19 protein-coding genes are annotated in these 16,779 nt (G+C 38.2%); 14 read left to right on the plus strand and 5 right to left on the minus strand.

Features of this window, described 5'->3' with window-relative positions:
- Positions 1-11: 11 nt before the first annotated feature.
- The 12 genes from ilvN (at position 12) to KYH19_RS15290 (ending at position 11,668) form a co-directional block, all read left to right on the plus strand.
- Entirely contained in the window at positions 12-650 is a 639-nt protein-coding gene (gene ilvN, locus KYH19_RS15235; RefSeq protein WP_121283696.1) for an acetolactate synthase small subunit, read from the plus strand.
- Positions 651-747: 97 nt separating this feature from the next.
- Positions 748-1,146, plus strand: a complete 399-nt coding sequence (locus KYH19_RS15240; RefSeq protein ID WP_219075733.1) for a glyoxalase superfamily protein — start codon at positions 748-750, stop codon at positions 1,144-1,146.
- Positions 1,143-1,604 (plus strand): DinB family protein, encoded by a 462-nt coding sequence (locus KYH19_RS15245; RefSeq protein WP_219075734.1) that lies wholly within the window; start codon positions 1,143-1,145, stop codon positions 1,602-1,604. Before KYH19_RS15240 ends, KYH19_RS15245 begins: the two co-directional genes overlap by 4 nt.
- Positions 1,605-1,727: 123 nt before the next feature.
- Positions 1,728-3,209 (plus strand): ketol-acid reductoisomerase, encoded by a 1,482-nt coding sequence (gene ilvC / locus KYH19_RS15250; RefSeq protein ID WP_219075735.1) that lies wholly within the window; start codon positions 1,728-1,730, stop codon positions 3,207-3,209.
- A gap of 60 nt (positions 3,210-3,269) precedes the next feature.
- Positions 3,270-4,676 carry a 3-isopropylmalate dehydratase large subunit gene (gene leuC, locus KYH19_RS15255; RefSeq protein ID WP_219075736.1) on the plus strand — a complete coding sequence of 469 codons (1,407 nt, stop codon included), beginning with the start codon at positions 3,270-3,272 and terminating at the stop codon, positions 4,674-4,676.
- Between the two features lie 32 nt (positions 4,677-4,708).
- A complete protein-coding gene (locus KYH19_RS15260; RefSeq protein ID WP_219075737.1) occupies positions 4,709-5,062 on the plus strand; it encodes an antibiotic biosynthesis monooxygenase in 354 nt (117 codons plus the stop codon).
- Between the two features lie 120 nt (positions 5,063-5,182).
- Positions 5,183-5,767 (plus strand): 3-isopropylmalate dehydratase small subunit, encoded by a 585-nt coding sequence (gene leuD, locus KYH19_RS15265; protein WP_219075738.1) that lies wholly within the window; start codon positions 5,183-5,185, stop codon positions 5,765-5,767.
- Positions 5,767-7,230: an ATP-binding cassette domain-containing protein gene (locus KYH19_RS15270; protein WP_219075739.1), complete on the plus strand. Its 1,464-nt coding sequence runs from the start codon at positions 5,767-5,769 to the stop codon at positions 7,228-7,230. The genes leuD and KYH19_RS15270 overlap by 1 nt, the downstream gene beginning before the upstream one ends.
- A 141-nt stretch (positions 7,231-7,371) precedes the next feature.
- The gene (gene leuB, locus KYH19_RS15275) at positions 7,372-8,463 is read left to right on the plus strand and encodes a 3-isopropylmalate dehydrogenase (RefSeq protein ID WP_219075740.1); all 1,092 of its coding nucleotides are present in this window, start codon (positions 7,372-7,374) and stop codon (positions 8,461-8,463) included.
- 10 nt (positions 8,464-8,473) lie between these two features.
- On the plus strand, positions 8,474-9,634 hold the full coding sequence (locus tag KYH19_RS15280; RefSeq protein ID WP_219075741.1) for a 2-isopropylmalate synthase: 1,161 nt from the start codon (positions 8,474-8,476) through the stop codon (positions 9,632-9,634).
- Positions 9,635-9,912: 278 nt separating this feature from the next.
- Positions 9,913-11,163, plus strand: a complete 1,251-nt coding sequence (ilvA, locus tag KYH19_RS15285; RefSeq protein ID WP_219075742.1) for a threonine ammonia-lyase IlvA — start codon at positions 9,913-9,915, stop codon at positions 11,161-11,163.
- Positions 11,164-11,317: 154 nt separating this feature from the next.
- Positions 11,318-11,668, plus strand: coding sequence for a cupin domain-containing protein (locus KYH19_RS15290; RefSeq protein ID WP_219075743.1), 351 nt, complete (start codon positions 11,318-11,320; stop codon positions 11,666-11,668).
- Positions 11,669-11,845: 177 nt separating this feature from the next.
- Here the strand turns inward: KYH19_RS15290 and KYH19_RS15295 are convergent, their stop codons facing one another.
- Positions 11,846-12,406, minus strand: a complete 561-nt coding sequence (locus KYH19_RS15295; protein WP_219075744.1) for a DUF4230 domain-containing protein — start codon at positions 12,404-12,406, stop codon at positions 11,846-11,848.
- 134 nt (positions 12,407-12,540) lie between these two features.
- Here KYH19_RS15295 and KYH19_RS15300 point away from each other — a divergent pair, with 134 nt between their 5' ends.
- A complete protein-coding gene (locus KYH19_RS15300) occupies positions 12,541-12,936 on the plus strand; it encodes a hypothetical protein (protein ID WP_132403697.1) in 396 nt (131 codons plus the stop codon).
- Between the two features lie 133 nt (positions 12,937-13,069).
- Here KYH19_RS15300 and KYH19_RS15305 read toward each other — a convergent pair whose 3' ends face one another.
- Positions 13,070-14,062, minus strand: a complete 993-nt coding sequence (locus KYH19_RS15305; RefSeq protein WP_219075745.1) for an ABC transporter ATP-binding protein — start codon at positions 14,060-14,062, stop codon at positions 13,070-13,072.
- Positions 14,063-14,194: 132 nt separating this feature from the next.
- Between KYH19_RS15305 and KYH19_RS15310 the strand changes: the two genes are divergently transcribed.
- Complete coding sequence (locus tag KYH19_RS15310; protein ID WP_219075746.1) at positions 14,195-14,344, plus strand: DUF6364 family protein; 150 nt, start codon at positions 14,195-14,197, stop codon at positions 14,342-14,344.
- A gap of 77 nt (positions 14,345-14,421) precedes the next feature.
- Here the strand turns inward: KYH19_RS15310 and KYH19_RS15315 are convergent, their stop codons facing one another.
- The 3 genes from KYH19_RS15315 to KYH19_RS15325 form a co-directional block, all read right to left on the minus strand.
- On the minus strand, positions 14,422-15,207 hold the full coding sequence (locus tag KYH19_RS15315) for an outer membrane beta-barrel protein (RefSeq protein ID WP_219075747.1): 786 nt from the start codon (positions 15,205-15,207) through the stop codon (positions 14,422-14,424).
- 137 nt (positions 15,208-15,344) lie between these two features.
- On the minus strand, positions 15,345-16,100 hold the full coding sequence (locus KYH19_RS15320) for a hypothetical protein (RefSeq protein WP_219075748.1): 756 nt from the start codon (positions 16,098-16,100) through the stop codon (positions 15,345-15,347).
- Positions 16,081-16,650 carry an RNA polymerase sigma factor gene (locus KYH19_RS15325; protein WP_121283711.1) on the minus strand — a complete coding sequence of 190 codons (570 nt, stop codon included), beginning with the start codon at positions 16,648-16,650 and terminating at the stop codon, positions 16,081-16,083. Before KYH19_RS15325 ends, KYH19_RS15320 begins: the two co-directional genes overlap by 20 nt.
- Between the last annotated feature and the right edge of the window lie 129 nt (positions 16,651-16,779).

The raw sequence follows: 16,779 nt of genomic DNA on the forward strand, positions 1-16,779 counted from the left end.
AAGAAATTATCATGAGTACTGAAAATACAATAGAGCACAAAATAGATAAGGCCGATTTAGACGGAAAACAGGAATATACCATTACGGTTTATGCTGAAAACCGCATTGGTTTATTAAACAGGATTGCGATTATTTTCTCGAAAAGAAAAATCAATATCGAAAGTTTAAATAGTTCTGCATCGGAAATTGAAGGAATACACCGTTTCAATATCGTTATCCAGGAAGGTTACGAAGTAGTGAGAAAGCTGGCCCGCCAAATAGAAAAGCAGATCGAGGTATTAAAAGTTTACTTTAATACCAACGACGAAATTATCTGGCAAGAACTGGCACTTTACAAGGTTTCGACAGATGAAATTGCAGAAAAAGTAACTGTAGAGCGTTTATTACGTCAATACGGGGCAAGTGCAGTAGTAATCCGTAAAGATTATACTGTTTTTGCAGTAACAGGCCACCGTGAAGAAACTGATGCTTTGGTAAAAGCCTTGGAACCTTACGAATTAATTGAATTTGTGAGATCTGCAAGAGTGGCCATTATTAAAGATAGCGCCGGTTTCCACGAAAAACTTAAAGAATTTGAAGCTTTCGAACCAGGGGAAGAGTTGGTAGAAAATGAATTTTTAGAAAAAGGAGAAAAGATTTTCACGATGTAGTATAAAGGTAGAGGGTAGAAAGGTGGAAGGTAAAAAGCATCATGCTTAATGATCAATAGAAAACCTTGGTGCCCTTTGCGGTTAAAACAACTTTAATATGAAATGCAATAAAACCATACCGATTTTAAGAATATTCGATTACGATAAAGCAATCGAGTTTTATGTAAACTGGCTTGGATTTAAAATAGACTGGGAATACCCCTTGGAAAAGAATTCCCCGGTTTATATCCAGGTTTCATTGAACGGTCTTGAACTTCATTTAAGCGAACACCATGGAGATAGTGCCCCTGGTGCGCACGTTTATGTTGACTGTGTAGGTTTAAAGGAATTCCATAAAGAAATAACAGCAAAGAATTACAAATATAATAGACCAGGCTTAGAGGAAACTTTTCATGGAACCTGGGCAGTAACCGTAAACGACCCGTTCTTTAACCAGATTACTTTTAACGAAGAGCGAAACGAAGCTGAAAATACAAAGATTAAAGAAAAAATATGAACGAAGTATTTGATTTCATAATAAACTCACGTAAGGCATTTATTAAGTTAATAGATGCCTTAACAATCGAAGAATTGAATAAAATTCCCGATGGTTATAACAATAACATCATCTGGAACTTTGGCCATATTGTAGTGAGTACGCAAACGCTTTGTTATGTTCGTACAGGTGTATTACAAGATGCTGCTTCGGTAAAATTTAACGAGTATTATAAAAAAGATACGAAGCCAGCTTACACCGTAACAGAAGAAGAAGTAGCAGAATTGAAAGCCATCGCACTGGAGAGCATTGAAAAAATAAAAGAAGATTATGCAAATGGAAAATTTTCAAGCATCGCTCCTTTTACAACTGCAACTTATGGCGTGCAATTGAACAGCATAGAAGAGGTATTGATTACAACCATTGGTCATGATAACGTGCATTGCGGTTACGCATCGGCGCTGAAAAAGTATATGTAAAATGGAAGATATCAGATGGAAAATGGATAAAAAATCTGTGTAATCAAACCATCTGTGTAATCAACCCGAAGGAAAAAAAGAATATATAACCCGATAATTAAATAGAAATTAATAATAAAAACAATGGCAAATTATTTTAACACATTACCTCTTAGAGAAAAATTAAACCAATTAGGTGTTTGCGATTTCATGGACAGTTCTGAATTTTTAGATGGAGTTAGCGCATTAAAAGGAAAAAAACTGGTAATTGTTGGTTGTGGCGCACAAGGCTTAAACCAAGGTTTAAATTTAAGAGATAGTGGTTTAGATGTAAGCTACACTTTACGTAAGGAAGCAATTGAAGGCAAACGCGATTCGTGGAAAAATGCAACTGAAAATAATTTCACCGTTGGCACTTATGAAGAACTGATTCCAAATGCAGATGTCGTAATTAACCTTACTCCAGATAAACAACACACTGCTGTTGTAAATGCAATTATGCCTTTAATGAAAGAAGGTGCCACTTTGTTATATTCCCACGGTTTCAATATCGTTGAAGAAGGTATGCAGATCCGTAAAGATTTAACCGTAATTATGGTTGCACCTAAATGCCCGGGTAGTGAGGTTAGAGCGGAATATGTTCGTGGTTTTGGTGTTCCTACTTTAATTGCTGTTCACCCTGAAAACGACCCTCAAGGTAAAGGATTAGCACAGGCAAAAGCCTATTGCGCAGGTACAGGCGGTCACAGAGCTGGTGTATTAAAATCATCTTTCGTAGCTGAGGTAAAATCAGATTTAATGGGAGAGCAAACCATCCTTTGTGGTTTATTGCAAACAGGCTCTATCTTATCATTTGATAAAATGGTTGAAAAAGGAATCGATGCAGGTTATGCCTCTAAATTGGTTCAATACGGTGTTGAGGTAATTACTGAAGCTTTAAAGCAAGGTGGTATTACTGCCATGATGGACAGATTAAGTAACGTTGCTAAAATCAAAGCTTTCGAAATTTCGGAAGAATTGAAAGACATTATGCGCCCTTTGTTCCAAAAACACCAGGATGATATTATGAGTGGCGAATTTAGCCGTACCATGATGGAAGATTGGGCAAATGGTGATAAAAACTTGTTAAAATGGAGAGCTGAAACAGGCGAAACTGCTTTTGAAAAAACACCTGCTGGTGATGTTAAAATCGGTGAGCAGGAATATTTTGATAACTATACTTTAATGGTTGCTTTTGTTCGCGCTGGAGTTGAATTGGCTTTCGAAACCATGGTACAAGCTGGTATCAAACCAGAATCTGCTTACTACGAATCGTTACACGAAACACCACTTATCGCAAATACTATTGCTCGTAAGAAATTGTTCGAAATGAATCGCGTAATTTCTGATACTGCCGAATACGGTTGTTATCTGTTCGATCAGGCTTGTAAACCACTTTTAGGTGATTTCATGAAAAAAGTAGATACCGATTTAGTTGGTAAAAACTTTAACGAAGGTAAAGATGGTGCGGTTGACAACAGAAAATTAATTGATGTTAACGAAGCTATCCGTTCACACGAAGTAGAACAGATTGGTGCAACGTTGCGTAAAGCAATGACTGCAATGAAGGCGATTAAAACAGCATAGTAAACTTACAAACCTCGCAGGTTTTAAAAACCTGAGAGGTTTAAATAATTATATAAAAAGATGTCAAAAACATTAGTAGAAAAAATTTGGGATGCTCACGTTGTAAAAAGTGAAGAAGGATTTCCTGATATTTTATACATTGATACACACTTAATACACGAGGTGACCTCTCCGCAGGCATTTGATGGCTTGCGCAAAAGAGGTTTACCTGTTTTTCGTCCAAAGCAGACTGTAGCAACTGCCGATCATAATGTACCTACCTTAAATCAGTTATTACCAATCAAAGAAGAGCTTTCGCGCTATCAGGTTGATATGCTGACTAAAAACTGTGCAGAATTTGGTGTAGAACTTTATGGATTAGGCCATCCTTTTCAGGGTATTGTACACGTTATCGGCCCGGAGTTAGGCATTACCTTACCAGGTAAAACGATGGTTTGCGGCGATAGCCATACCTCTACGCATGGTGCTTTTGGTGCCATTGCATTTGGTATTGGTACTTCGCAGGTAGAGCAGGTTTTTGCAACGCAATGTTTATTGCTGTCGAAACCTAAAACCATGAAAATTGAGGTAAACGGCGAACTTGGACAAGGTGTTGGTGCAAAAGACATTATCTTATACATTATTGCCAAAATCTCTGCAGCGGGCGGTACAGGTTATTTTATTGAATATGCTGGGTCGGCAATTGAGGCTTTAAGTATGGAAGCCCGTATGACCATCTGTAATATGAGTATCGAAATGGGTGCACGTGGTGGATTAATTGCACCAGACCAAACCACTTTCGATTACATTAAAGGAAGAGAGTTTGCTCCTGCCGGCGAAGAATGGGATAAAGCTTTAGCTTATTGGAAAACATTATATAGCGATGCTGATGCCAAATTCGATAGCGTGTTAACTTTCGATGCTGCAGATATTGCCCCAATGATTACCTATGGTACTAACCCTGGAATGGGAATGGGCATTCAGGAACATATTCCGGCAACTGGCGCACAACCAGAAAAAGAAAAACTTTCGTACCAGAAAGCGTTAGATTATATGGGCTTTGACGATGATTCATCATTGATCGGGAAACCGGTTGATTATGTGTTTATCGGAAGTTGTACCAACTCCCGCATTGAAGATTTGCGCGAAGTTGCCGATTTTGTTAAAGATAAACGCAAAGCCGATAATGTTACCGTTTGGATTGTTCCAGGATCGAAGCAGGTAGAACAGCAGGCCAAAAACGAAGGTTTGGATAAAATTTTCGAAGCCGCTGGTTTCCAGTTACGTGAACCAGGTTGCAGTGCGTGTTTAGGAATGAACGAAGATAAAATCCCGGCAGGCAAATATTGTGTATCTACATCAAACAGAAACTTTGAAGGTAGACAAGGACAAAATGCTCGCACCTTATTGGCTAGCCCGCTTACCGCAGCAGCAGCAGCAGTAACCGGAAAAATTACTGATGTGAGGGATTTTTTGGAGAAAGCTTAACCCCTAAATCCCCTAGAGGGGACTTTAACAAGATGAATAATAATACTACCAGCACTCAATCAAAAGCCCCTTTAAGGGGGTTGGGGGTTCTAGAAGTTGCCATGTTAAATGTAAAAGCCGGATTATCGGCTGATTTTGAAAAAGCTTTTAGCGAAGCACAAAAAATCATTTCTTCGATGGAAGGTTACATTTCGCATCAGCTTCAAAAATGTGTAGAAGTAGAAAATAAATATATCCTGCTGGTAAACTGGAAAACAATGGAGGCACATACCGAAGGTTTCAGAGGATCGGCAGAATACCAGGATTGGAAAAAGTTATTACATCACTTTTATGATCCTTTTCCAACAGTTGAACACTTTGAGATGGTAGAGGGTTGTAAGGCTTAAGGTGGAGGGTAAAAACATGGAGCATAAAACTAACACTATTAAGCAAAGGCTTAAAGAATAAAGATAAAAAGTGCAATACAAGTCTCGCTACTTGATACTCCTTACTTGATACTAATTGATATGAAAAAATTCACAAAATTAACATCGGCAGTAGTGCCTTTAAATATAGAGAACATAGATACCGACCAGATTATTCCTGCAAGGTTTCTAAAAGCGACAACCCGCGAAGGTTTCGGCGAGAACTTGTTTCGTGATTGGCGTTATGAAAACGATAACCAGCCGAAAGCTGATTTCGTGATGAATAACCCAACTTACAGTGGTCAGGTATTAGTTGCCGGAAAAAACTTTGGTTGTGGCAGCAGTCGTGAGCATGCCGCCTGGGCCATTCAGGATGCAGGTTTTGATGCGGTAATCAGCAGTTTCTTTGCAGATATCTTTAAAGGCAATGCATTGAACAACGGTTTACTACCCATTCAGGTAAGTGACGAGTTCTTGGCACAGATATTCAAAGCGGTTGACAACAATCCTAAATCAGCCTTGGAAGTTGATTTAGAGAACCAAACGGTAACGATTATAGAAACTGGCGCTCAGGAATCATTTGAGATCAACCCTTACAAAAAATCATGCCTGATAAACGGTTATGATGATATCGATTTCATTTTAAACCAGAAACAATTAATTAAAGAATTCGAGCAAGCGAGATAATGTTTAAACCATTCGTTCACATACAGGACTTAAATTTAAGTTACCATAACAAAGTGGTGCTAAAGGATTTGTATTGGGAAATGAATGTTTGCGAAAGTTATGTAATTGGTGGTAAAAGCGGAACAGGAAAAACATCATTGGCAAAAGCAATTGCAGGCTTAGTTCCAACTCAAGGAAGTATCGAAATTGATTTTGATCCGCTGAGTGACCTTCCAAAAGAAGTACTTTACGTAGAAAGCTGGTATCAGTTTAAAAATTTAGAAGGTGTTGCCAATTTTTATTACCAGCAACGTTATACCAGTCAGCAGGCTAAAGAAACCTTAACCGTTCATGCCGAACTGGTTGGTTATGGTAAAGAAAAAGGACTTCATTTTGATCAGGTTGAACCGATTTTAGAAGCTTTGGGCTTTGCAACATTTGCCAGTTCACAACTGATCGAATTATCCAGCGGCGAACATAAAAAATTGCAATTGGTTAAAGCCTTATGGTTAAAACCACAGTTATTGATTATCGACCAGCCGTACACAGGCTTGGATGCTGCTTCACGCAGTAACCTGAACATTTTATTAGATCGGGTTGCCGAAGAAGGTGTTCAATTGATCTTGATCTGTAATGACACTGAGCTACCAGGCTGTATTGATTCTTTCGCCGAAATAAGAGATGGCCAATTAGTTAAAGTAGATGCTTTAGAAAGTTCAGCTACCGAAATCCATTTAAGAGAAATTCCGGATTTCTTAAAAGAATCTCCTGTTTACAATTCTGATGATATTGTAAAAATGGTTAATGTAAACATTAGCTATGGTGAAAAACAGGTTTTAAAAAATATCAACTGGGAAGTTAAGGCCGGAGAAAAATGGCTTTTACAAGGACATAACGGTTCAGGAAAATCGACATTACTGAGTTTAGTGAATGGTGATCATCCACAATCTTATGCCAACGAGCTCTATTTATTTGGCAACAGGCGTGGAAGTGGCGAAAGTATTTGGGATATTAAACAACATATTGGTTTAATCTCGCCCGAATTTCACTGGTATTTCGACCCTACCGCTACCGTTTGGCAAAGTATCGCCTCTGGTTTTTATGATACCGTAGGTTTGTTCCAACAATTGCCCTATACCAAAAGCACACAGGTTGATGAACTGGTTGCATACTTTGGACTTACCGAAAATAAAAATGAATTATTAACCGCGCTTCCACTCGGTAAACAGCGGTTAGTGTTGTTAGCACGGACAATTATAAAAAATCCGGAATTATTAATTCTGGATGAACCTTGCCAGGGTTTAGACCAACAGCAAACGAAACATTTTAACCAATTGGTTGATGAATTATGCAGCAACGGGATGACCTTAATTTATGTTGGCCATTTTGAATCGCAGCTGCCAACCTGCATAGAAAAAAGAATATTGTTAGAAAAAGGCGAGGTAAAAGTCGTCGAAAGTTTAAACACAGAAATATTAAGCTGATGCAAAATTAACTACAGATAAAAAGGATGAACACAGATAAAATCTAATGATTCGTGAAGCCACGAAGCTTAGCAGAAATAAATCTGTATTTATCGGTAAAAATCTGTGGTAAAAACGGCAGCAGCAAAAGAGGAGTCAATAATGAAGAAGAACATTTTAGTAATACCTGGAGACGGTATCGGACCCGAAGTAACCACTTGGGGAAAAACAGCATTAGAAAAAATTGCTGAAATTTTTGGCCACGAATTTACGTTTGACGAAGCTTTAATGGGCCATGCGGCTATTGAAGTTACTGGCGAGCCTTTGCCGGATGAAACTTTAGAAAAAGCAAGAAAAAGCGATGCAATCCTTTTCGGAGCCATTGGTCACGCCAAATATGATAATGACCCAAGTTTAAAAGTTAGACCTGAACAAGGCCTTTTAAAAATCCGTAAAGAACTTGGTCTCTTTGCCAATCTCCGCCCAATATTACTATTTGATGAACTTCTTCAGGCATCGAGCATTAAACCAGAAATTTTAAGAGGAACAGATATTTTGTTCTTCCGCGAATTGACAGGAGATGTTTATTTCGGAGAAAAAACACGATCTGAAGATCGCAATACGGCTTCTGACCTTATGATTTATCACCGTTATGAAGTAGAACGGATTGCACATAAAGCTTACCAGGCTGCGCAACAACGCGACAAAAGATTGTGTTCGGTGGATAAAGCAAACGTTTTAGAAAGCTCACGCTTATGGCGCGAAACCGTTCAGGAAATTGCAAAACAATATCCTGATGTAGAAACTGAGCACATGTTTATCGACAATGCAGCCATGCAGTTAATCAAAAATCCTAAAAAATTCGACGTGGTTTTAACGGCTAATTTATTTGGGGATATTTTAACCGATGAAGCTTCGCAGATTGCGGGCTCAATGGGTATGCTGGCTTCGGCATCTGTTGGCGAAAGTACAGGTTTCTTTGAGCCGATCCACGGTTCGGCGCATGATATTGCAGGTAAAGATTTAGCTAATCCGTTGGCCTCTATCCTATCGGCAGCCTTAATGTTGGAAATTGGTTTCGGACTTAAGGAAGAAGCCAAATTATTGGTTGATACCATCGATCAGGTATTGAAAGAAGGTTTCAGAACCCATGATATTGCCGATCAAAACACAAACCGTTTCAAAGTTTTGGGCACAGCCGAAATGGGCAAATTGGTTATTAAATTCTTATCACAAAAATTAATCACTTCCTAACCTTAAGATTATGATTCACGACCCAAACAAAGTTTATATTTTCGACACGACATTGCGTGACGGAGAGCAGGTTCCAGGCTGCCAGTTAGATACAAACCAAAAAGTAGAAATCGCAAAATCACTTGAGCTTTTAGGAGTTGATGTAATTGAAGCAGGTTTTCCGGTATCTAGTCCAGGAGATTTTAACAGTGTAATTGAACTATCGAAAGCAGTTAGCAATCCAATTATCTGCGCTTTAACCCGCGCAAATAAAAATGATATTGATGTTGCTGCAGATGCTTTGCGTTATGCAAAAAGACCGCGGATCCACACCGGAATTGGTTCATCTGATTTCCACATTAAGCATAAATTTAACAGTACCCGCGAAGAAATTTTAGAACGCGCCGTGGAAGCTGTAAGGTATTCGAAAAAATTTGTGGAGGATGTTGAATTCTACGCAGAGGATGCCGGCCGTGCCGACATTGAATTTTTAGCCAAAATGGTTGAAGCAGTAATTGCTGCAGGTGCAACAGTAGTGAATATTCCGGATACCAATGGTTATTGCTTGCCAGACCAATACGGTTCTAAAATTCTTTATTTAAAAGAAAACGTAAAAAATATCGATAAAGCCATTATCTCTGTGCATTGCCACAACGATTTGGGCTTGGCTACAGCCAATTCTATTGCAGGCTTACAGAATGGTGCCCGTCAGGTAGAATGTACCATCAACGGCATCGGAGAGCGCGCAGGCAATACATCCATGGAAGAAGTCGTGATGATTTTGAAAACGCACAAAATTTTAGGCTTAAACACACAAATTGATGCTACCCGTTTCTATGAAATGAGCCACATGATACGTAACCAGATGAATATGCCGGTACAACCAAATAAAGCAATTGTTGGTGGAAATGCATTTTCGCATAGTTCAGGTATCCACCAGGATGGTTTCTTGAAAAACCGCGAGAACTACGAAATTATTAAACCTGAAGATGTTGGTTTCCCTGATGCTACCATTGTATTAACGGCAAGAAGTGGTCGCCATGCTTTAAAACATCACTTAGACCGTTTAGGCCATAAATTAGAAAAAGACCATTTAGATATTGTTTACAAACAGTTTTTAGTTTTGGCTGATAGCAAACAGGGCATTAACGATTACGATCTGAACCAATTGGTTGCTTTGCACTTAGCATAAAAGGTTAAAGACTAAAGCTAAAAGCAAGCTGAGAATTGCCTTAAACTTTGAGGGGTGTCCCTCTTTGGAGGGGGCAGGGGGAGGATTTAAGTTTGAAATACAGACCTAGCCCACCTAACCTGATCCGATAGCTATCGGATGAAATGAGCATGAAGCGCAGCGGAATAAAATGTAAAGCAGGACTGCAATAACCGAAAAGTACCAAACCCTGCTTTACAAAACACACAAGAGAATATTGGTCTTGATACTTGATTCTCTCTATACCTGATACTACAACAATGAATACTACAACACCACATACACTGGATTTTAAATCTGCATCAGAAAGGCTCAAAGGCGTGGTAAAACGTACCCCACTTGAGTTTAATGCCGGCCTTTCTTCTCACTACAACGCCAACATTTATTTAAAAAGAGAAGATTTGCAGATTGTACGCTCTTATAAATTGCGTGGTGCCTACAATAAAATCAGTTCACTGCCTCAAGAATCGTTAGTTAACGGTGTTGTTTGTGCAAGTGCGGGCAACCATGCACAGGGCGTAGCTTATTCATGCAAAAAACTCGGTATTAAAGGCGTTATTTTTATGCCGGAAATCACCCCGAAACAAAAAGTTAAACAAACTTATATGTTTGGTGGCGACAGCGTAGAAGTCATTTTAGTTGGCGATACTTTCGACGATTGTTTAAAAGAAGCATTGGCCTATAGTGCCGATAAATCGGCAACTTTTATTCCACCTTTCGATGATGAAAAAGTAATTGAAGGACAGGCAACGGTTGGTGTAGAAATTTATGAAGACCTTCCTGATTTAGACATTTTGGTGATGCCTGTTGGCGGTGGCGGTTTGGCCTCGGGCGTGAGTGCCTACATGAAAACCGTAAAACCTGATGTAAAACTGGTTGGCGTTGAGCCGCTGGGTGCACCATCTATGGTTACTGCCATGGAAAACGGCGGTCCTTATACTTTAGACGAAATAGACCGCTTTGTGGATGGTGCCGCTGTAAAAAGGATCGGCCATATTACTTACGAATATTGCAAGGAACTTCTTGATCAGATGCATTTAATCCCTGAGGGCAAAATCTGCACCACCATTTTAAAGCTGTATAACGAAGACGCCATTGTGGTAGAACCGGCTGGCGCACTATCCATTGCCGCATTAGATCAGCTGAGAGATCAGATTGCCGGTAAAACTGTAGTTTGTATTGTTAGTGGCGGAAACAACGATATAGAGCGCATGCAGGAGATTAAAGAGAAATCTTTGCTTTTCGAAGGTTTGAAACATTATTTTATTGTACGTTTTCCACAGAGACCAGGCGCTTTAAAATTATTTGTAAATGAGGTTTTGGGTCCGCAGGATGACATTACCCGTTTCGAGTTTATCAAAAAAACGAATAAAGAAAATGGACCTGCGTTGGTTGGTATCGAACTTTCTAACAAAAACGATTATGCTAGTTTATTACAACGCATGAAAGATTTTAAATTTGAAATTATTGAGCTGAACCAGGATCAGACTTTGTTTGAATATTTGGTTTAATGGTCTAATCTTTAACCGCAAAGGGCGAAAAGTTTTTCGCAAAATACCCAAAGGCGGTTCGTCATTCCCAACTTGATTGGAAATCCTAATGCAATAGCTTTAAGATTCCCGCCTGCGCGGGAAAGACGACAGTTCTTGTAATATATTATAAAAGATGAATTTCAAAGACTTAAGCAACAAAGCATTAATTTCGGATAGCGATATCGATTGGGAAGATTTAGGCGCTGGTGTTAAACGCAAAATTATGGCTTACGATAATAACCTCATGCTTGTAAAGGTAGAATTTGAAAAAGATGCCATTGGCACCATTCACAATCATCCTCATCTTCAAATGAGTTATGTAGCCAAAGGAAGTTTTGAAGTGACCATGGGGGATGATAAGAAAATTTTAAATGAAGGAGACGTTTTCTTTGCCCCATCAAATGTTTTTCATGGTGTAGTTTGTTTAGAAGCTGGCTTATTGGTTGATATTTTTAATCCGCATCGGGAAGATTTTTTGAAATAAGACTGGTGATCGTCATTTCGAGTGGAGTACAACGAAATTGAGAACCACGGAGGTGCTCAGCGAAGCTAAACCTATCTCGAGGTAGATCTCTCCGCTCCACTGCGTTCCGGTTGAGATGACGACATTAGCTGTGAAGATCGCCAGGAACCTTACACCCTCAACCTTACACCTTAAACCTTACTCAAAAGTAAACCTCACATTTTTATAACCCAATCCTTCAATAATTGGCTTAAGCACGGTTGTCGCATTGGTTTTTGTCTGTGCTAAAATACTCGATTTTTTAACTTCGGCAGTTACTTGTCTTTCGGCTGCTTTATACGCTTCGTCTACTAAACTGGCCTCCCGGAAGAAAGCCATCTTCGTATCGTAAACACGGGAGTTTTTATGGTCGATTTTTACATAACAAATTTCGGGCTGTGGTAAATTTACTACAGCAGTGTCCGCATCAATCTCAATATCTTCGTGGGTAATTTTTGTTAAGTCGATACAGCCTACTGCTTCGGCTTTAACGATCAATAAAACACTGGCTTCGGGTAAAAAATCTGTTTTATTTTTGTGCTCCAAAACGTCGCTGATCTGATACCTTACCAGCTCTAATTTGCCAATGGCCTCAATTTTCTCTACCAGAAGCTGATGTTTGCTCTCTACAGAGGTGTTGATACTAAACTTTTTGGAGATAAATAAGTATCCTGCAACGATTAAAATTAACCAGGGTAAGAGGCGAAAAAAGAGCTTCATATTTTAAAAAAATAGGGTAATAACATTTGTGTATTTAATCTGTTGCACAATAATTAATCCATAAATCTCCAATTCTATTTTTTTGGCAACAGATTTGTAATACCGATATCACACACAAATAAATACTAATCAACATGAAAAAATTTACTATCCTAATGCTTTGCATTGTCACACTAGGTCTGGCATCTTGCAAAAAAGATCCAATTATTAATCAAACTACTCCGAACCGAACGATTATATTTGATAAACCGGGTAATAGTTGGAGGTTGTTAGCAGGAACAACAAACACTTATTATGTTGATTTAGTCGCTAATGAAATTGATAATATCAATGTTCAAGATGAAGGTGTTTTGGTTTATATTGCAACAGACGGAACTACTGCTACTGGTTATTTTCAAATTCCTAATCAGGCACAAAGTTATGATTATGATATATATACAGGTTCAATCCGGGTTTATTCTTACGGACCACCCCCAACAAATACAATTCGTATAAAAGTTGTTCTGGTTGCCGCAGAAAATGTGACGTAGAAAAAAAATAATTAAATTTTAAAAAACGACTAATGTTCCCCTGAACGTGGTCGTTTTTTTTTTATGCCATATTTCTAATTAGAAAAGTTATAATTATAACTTTTACAAAAAACCATTAAAATTATAATTACAGTTAAAATTCTAAGAAACGATTAATATTCAATTGAACGTGGTCGTTTTTTTTATGCTCTCCCCTGTTCAACTGTAAGGCCCGAACACTAACGCCATTTCTTTCTAACAGCAATTCGTCGTAAAAACCTTTATAGTAAACATCTTTTACTTCAAAACGTCTGCTGCTCCAATTATTGCTGATTTCTGCCCATTCCGGATAAAAAACTACATTTCCTGCAAAAGTTTTTAAGCCTATTTTCTCTGCATCCCCACGAGACAAAACAACTGCATTACCTAAAATCTGAGCAGTGTAAATGTGTTTTGGATTTTGATAAATATCTATAGGCTTACCAGTTTGCAAAAGTTCACCGTTTCGCAAAATCAGTAATTGGTCGGCAAGAAATAAACCATCAGCAGGGTCGTGAGAGACAAGAATAACAGTTACGCCAGTTTCCGCAGCAACACGCTTAATATCTGCCCTAAGTTGGTTTTTAAGTAAAGCATCAACCTGGCTAAACGGTTCGTCTAAAAGTAAAATCTGCGTATCGGCAACCATGGCTTTTGCTATGGCCACACGCTGTTGCTCCCCACCACTTAACTCGATGATTTTTTTATTTTGCAACGGTAAAATCCGAAGGTGCTCCATGATCTGAAGTGTTTTTTCGGCCTTGGTTTTCAGATCGGTATTCGATAGCTGTGAGGCAATATTATCGTAAACTTTCGCATAAATATTCAGCGAAAAATCCTGCGTCACCATTTTCATCTGCTTGTGGCCTGGGATAAGTTGTTCATCCGGTCCTTTAACCTTTTGATCTTCAAAAAAGATTTCACCCTCATCGGTTTTAAGCAATCCGTAAATGGATTTTAATAAGGTTGATTTTCCGCTACCGCTCTCGCCGATAATGGCAACCACATCACCTCTTTTAATGTCAAAACTTACATTTTTGATTCCCCCGGCCTGTTCTGACTGGTATTGCTTGGTTAAATTTTTAACGCTGATTATGGTATTGCTCACGTGGTAAAGATAAGAAAAAGGTGGAGGGTTTTGAGGCAGAGGGTATAAGGTTACAACTTGTATAATTGTTAATATTTTATTTAGAAATTCACAAAAATGGTATTTATCTTTAAATCAACTAAATACAAAGACATGAAAGCTAAAATCACACTAATTCTTGATGATGCTGTTATAGAGCAGGCTAAAATTTATGCGGAAGAGAGAGGAATAAGTTTAGATGAATTTATGGAGAATTGCTTTAAGTCTTTGATAGATGAGAATAACCCTGCTGAAACGTTATAACAAAAAATCCTGTCTCGCCTAACCGAAACAGGATCTGTTTTATTTGTGCATTAAGTCCCCTTTAGGGGATTTAGGGGTTAGTTTAGTCCGAAAGTAACCCCGAAACTCATATTCTTTAAGCCAGCTTGTTCAGCGGTAGTAAACATGTCGTTAAAGTAATATTTAGTAAATAATCCTATACCTCCGTAACCAAATCTAACTGTACCTCCGTAACGAACCGATTGAAAGTGGTAGCTATCATATTGTTTTTCTTTACCACGTTCTTCGCTTATCTGTTTAATTTTTCCATTTAGCAAAAAGCTAACCTCAGGACCCAACACCAAGTAAAATCTTTTGCCGTTTTTGTTTTCGCTGGTACGGAATTCGAAGTTTAATGGAATATGTACATAACTGCTGGAGAAACGGTTTTTAGAGAAATGTACTGGTGATTGATCGGTATAAGCAAACTCGTTAGCGTTTTTAGCAATCGTAATATCTTTTCTTAAACGGATTAAAGTCCAGTCAAAGCCTCCCGCTACATAAACTTTAAAATTAGAATTAAAACGGTAGCCAAACTGTAAAACATCAAAAGAGAATGTACTGGTTTTACCACCTTTGTAATCTAAAAAATCATTATTAGGAGATAAATTAAAACTTCCATTATCTATTAACCTGGAGAACCCCCAATCAACCCTGGTAAAAGTAATTCCACCCACGAAACGGCCTTTTTTTGCTGAATCTGCTGATTTTGTAGTAATCATAATACCATGACCTTCACTATAATCCATTTTCTTTTTGGTACTGTCTTGTTGTGCAAAAGCACCTGGAGCCATAACACCGGCAAGCCCGCTTACCAAAAGTGTTGTAAATATTAGACGTTTCATATCTGTGTGTTTTTTATTTTAATGAGTGAATTATTGATGGATTGAATGAGAGAATGAATAAATGATTTAAGTATAATGTTTAAAGATTTAAGTTTAAATGTTAACTGTTGAACTGTTAATTGTAAATCGCAAACTGTTTACTTCTTATTCCGTTTGCCTATTTTAAATGGACCAATATTGATTGATGACAAAGAAGAATCATCATCATCCGTGCGGAACTGAATTAGCTTATCTTTTCTTTTATCCATTTTGTTAACAATCAGGTTTACTACATCGCCAACGTTGCGGATACCTTTATTGCTCTGTTCGTTTTCGTTAACAGGATCATCCGTTTTAATGGCTGTAGAGTTAGCAACTATTACAGTTTCTTCTTTAGGTTGCAGAATCGCCTCTTCGATTTTCGTTCTAATATCTTTTTTAGGCTCTTCAACTTTAGCAACAATGGTTTCTTGCTTTTGCATTTCAGGGGCCGTAATTATCCGCGGTTGCTTTAAAGCAGGTTTATCTTGTTTCACCTTAGTTTTGGCAATAGCTCTTGCTTGTTTAGCCTCAACGGGTAAAATTGGTGCAACATCTTTAACCGGTTCAACTACTACAGGTGGCTGATCTTTTACAACTGGTGTTTCCACTGCTGGCTTAGGCTTTTCAATTGTATTATTGGCTAATTGTTTACCCTCATTCGTATTATTCTGCTGTTGATAAAGCAAAACCCCAATTGTGGCGATAAGCAAAACCGCTGCAGCTGATAACCAATAAATTGGTATGATTCTTTTTTTCTTAGGTATTATTTCACTTTCTATATTGCTCCATAAATCTCTCGAAGGTGCAACTTCCGCATCAGCAAAAGCATCCTTAAATAACTGATCAAAATCCTTATCCCGTATAGGTTGCATAACCAAATCCCTCCATTTTTATAATTTCTTCTTTTAATATTGCCCTTGCTCTCGACAGTTGCGATTTACTCGCGCCTTCAGAGATCCCAAGCGTTTCTCCAATTTCTTTGTGCGAATAACCTTCAATTACGTACATATTAAAAACCATGCGGTAACCATCAGCTAATTTTTGTATTACCTTCATCAAATCCTGCATTCCTAAAGTGCCAAAATCAAATCCGGTTGATGGTTGTTCGTAAGCTTCATCTATTTCTACAACATTTAAGCTGCGTAAATTTTTACGGTAACTTTCAATCGCAGTATTCACCATAACCCTTCTAATCCAGCCTTCAAAAGAACCATCACCCCTATACTCTTTTATTTTCTGAAAAATTTTAATGTACCCCATCTGCAGCACATCTTCTGCCTCCATCTTATCTTTGGCGTAGCGCATACAAACGGCCAACATCTTAGATGCAGTTTGCTTATAAAGCAGCTCTTGCATCTTCCGGTCGCCAGCTTTGCAGCCTTCCATCAAATCGTTTATCGTATAGCTTCGCGTCAATTTCATTGTGTGTTTGTATATAGAAGATGGCTGATTACAAACAATGGTTGCATGAGGGGAGAAAAAAAGTTAAATAAAGTTAAATTCAGAAATATATCTACTGATTATCAGATAGTTATGTTTTAAATAATTTTT

Source organism: Pedobacter sp. D749 (assembly GCF_019317285.1).
GTDB lineage: Bacteria > Bacteroidota > Bacteroidia > Sphingobacteriales > Sphingobacteriaceae > Pedobacter.

Excerpts from the sequence above, each read along its gene's own strand:
- KYH19_RS15300 (WP_132403697.1), top strand. The coding sequence starts at position 12,541 with ATGAAAAAATTTACTATCCTAATGCTTTGCATTGTCACACTAGGTCTG.
- KYH19_RS15240 (WP_219075733.1), top strand. The coding sequence starts at position 748 with ATGAAATGCAATAAAACCATACCGATTTTAAGAATATTCGATTACGAT.
- KYH19_RS15280 (WP_219075741.1), top strand. The coding sequence starts at position 8,474 with ATGATTCACGACCCAAACAAAGTTTATATTTTCGACACGACATTGCGT.
- ilvC (WP_219075735.1), top strand. The coding sequence starts at position 1,728 with ATGGCAAATTATTTTAACACATTACCTCTTAGAGAAAAATTAAACCAA.
- leuD (WP_219075738.1), top strand. The coding sequence starts at position 5,183 with ATGAAAAAATTCACAAAATTAACATCGGCAGTAGTGCCTTTAAATATA.
- KYH19_RS15295 (WP_219075744.1), bottom strand. The coding sequence starts at position 12,406 with ATGAAGCTCTTTTTTCGCCTCTTACCCTGGTTAATTTTAATCGTTGCA.
- KYH19_RS15260 (WP_219075737.1), top strand. The coding sequence starts at position 4,709 with ATGAATAATAATACTACCAGCACTCAATCAAAAGCCCCTTTAAGGGGG.
- leuC (WP_219075736.1), top strand. The coding sequence starts at position 3,270 with ATGTCAAAAACATTAGTAGAAAAAATTTGGGATGCTCACGTTGTAAAA.
- KYH19_RS15320 (WP_219075748.1), bottom strand. The coding sequence starts at position 16,100 with ATGCAACCTATACGGGATAAGGATTTTGATCAGTTATTTAAGGATGCT.
- ilvN (WP_121283696.1), top strand. The coding sequence starts at position 12 with ATGAGTACTGAAAATACAATAGAGCACAAAATAGATAAGGCCGATTTA.
- leuB (WP_219075740.1), top strand. The coding sequence starts at position 7,372 with ATGAAGAAGAACATTTTAGTAATACCTGGAGACGGTATCGGACCCGAA.
- KYH19_RS15325 (WP_121283711.1), bottom strand. The coding sequence starts at position 16,650 with ATGAAATTGACGCGAAGCTATACGATAAACGATTTGATGGAAGGCTGC.
- KYH19_RS15310 (WP_219075746.1), top strand. The coding sequence starts at position 14,195 with ATGAAAGCTAAAATCACACTAATTCTTGATGATGCTGTTATAGAGCAG.
- KYH19_RS15245 (WP_219075734.1), top strand. The coding sequence starts at position 1,143 with ATGAACGAAGTATTTGATTTCATAATAAACTCACGTAAGGCATTTATT.
- KYH19_RS15270 (WP_219075739.1), top strand. The coding sequence starts at position 5,767 with ATGTTTAAACCATTCGTTCACATACAGGACTTAAATTTAAGTTACCAT.
- ilvA (WP_219075742.1), top strand. The coding sequence starts at position 9,913 with ATGAATACTACAACACCACATACACTGGATTTTAAATCTGCATCAGAA.
- KYH19_RS15315 (WP_219075747.1), bottom strand. The coding sequence starts at position 15,207 with ATGAAACGTCTAATATTTACAACACTTTTGGTAAGCGGGCTTGCCGGT.
- KYH19_RS15290 (WP_219075743.1), top strand. The coding sequence starts at position 11,318 with ATGAATTTCAAAGACTTAAGCAACAAAGCATTAATTTCGGATAGCGAT.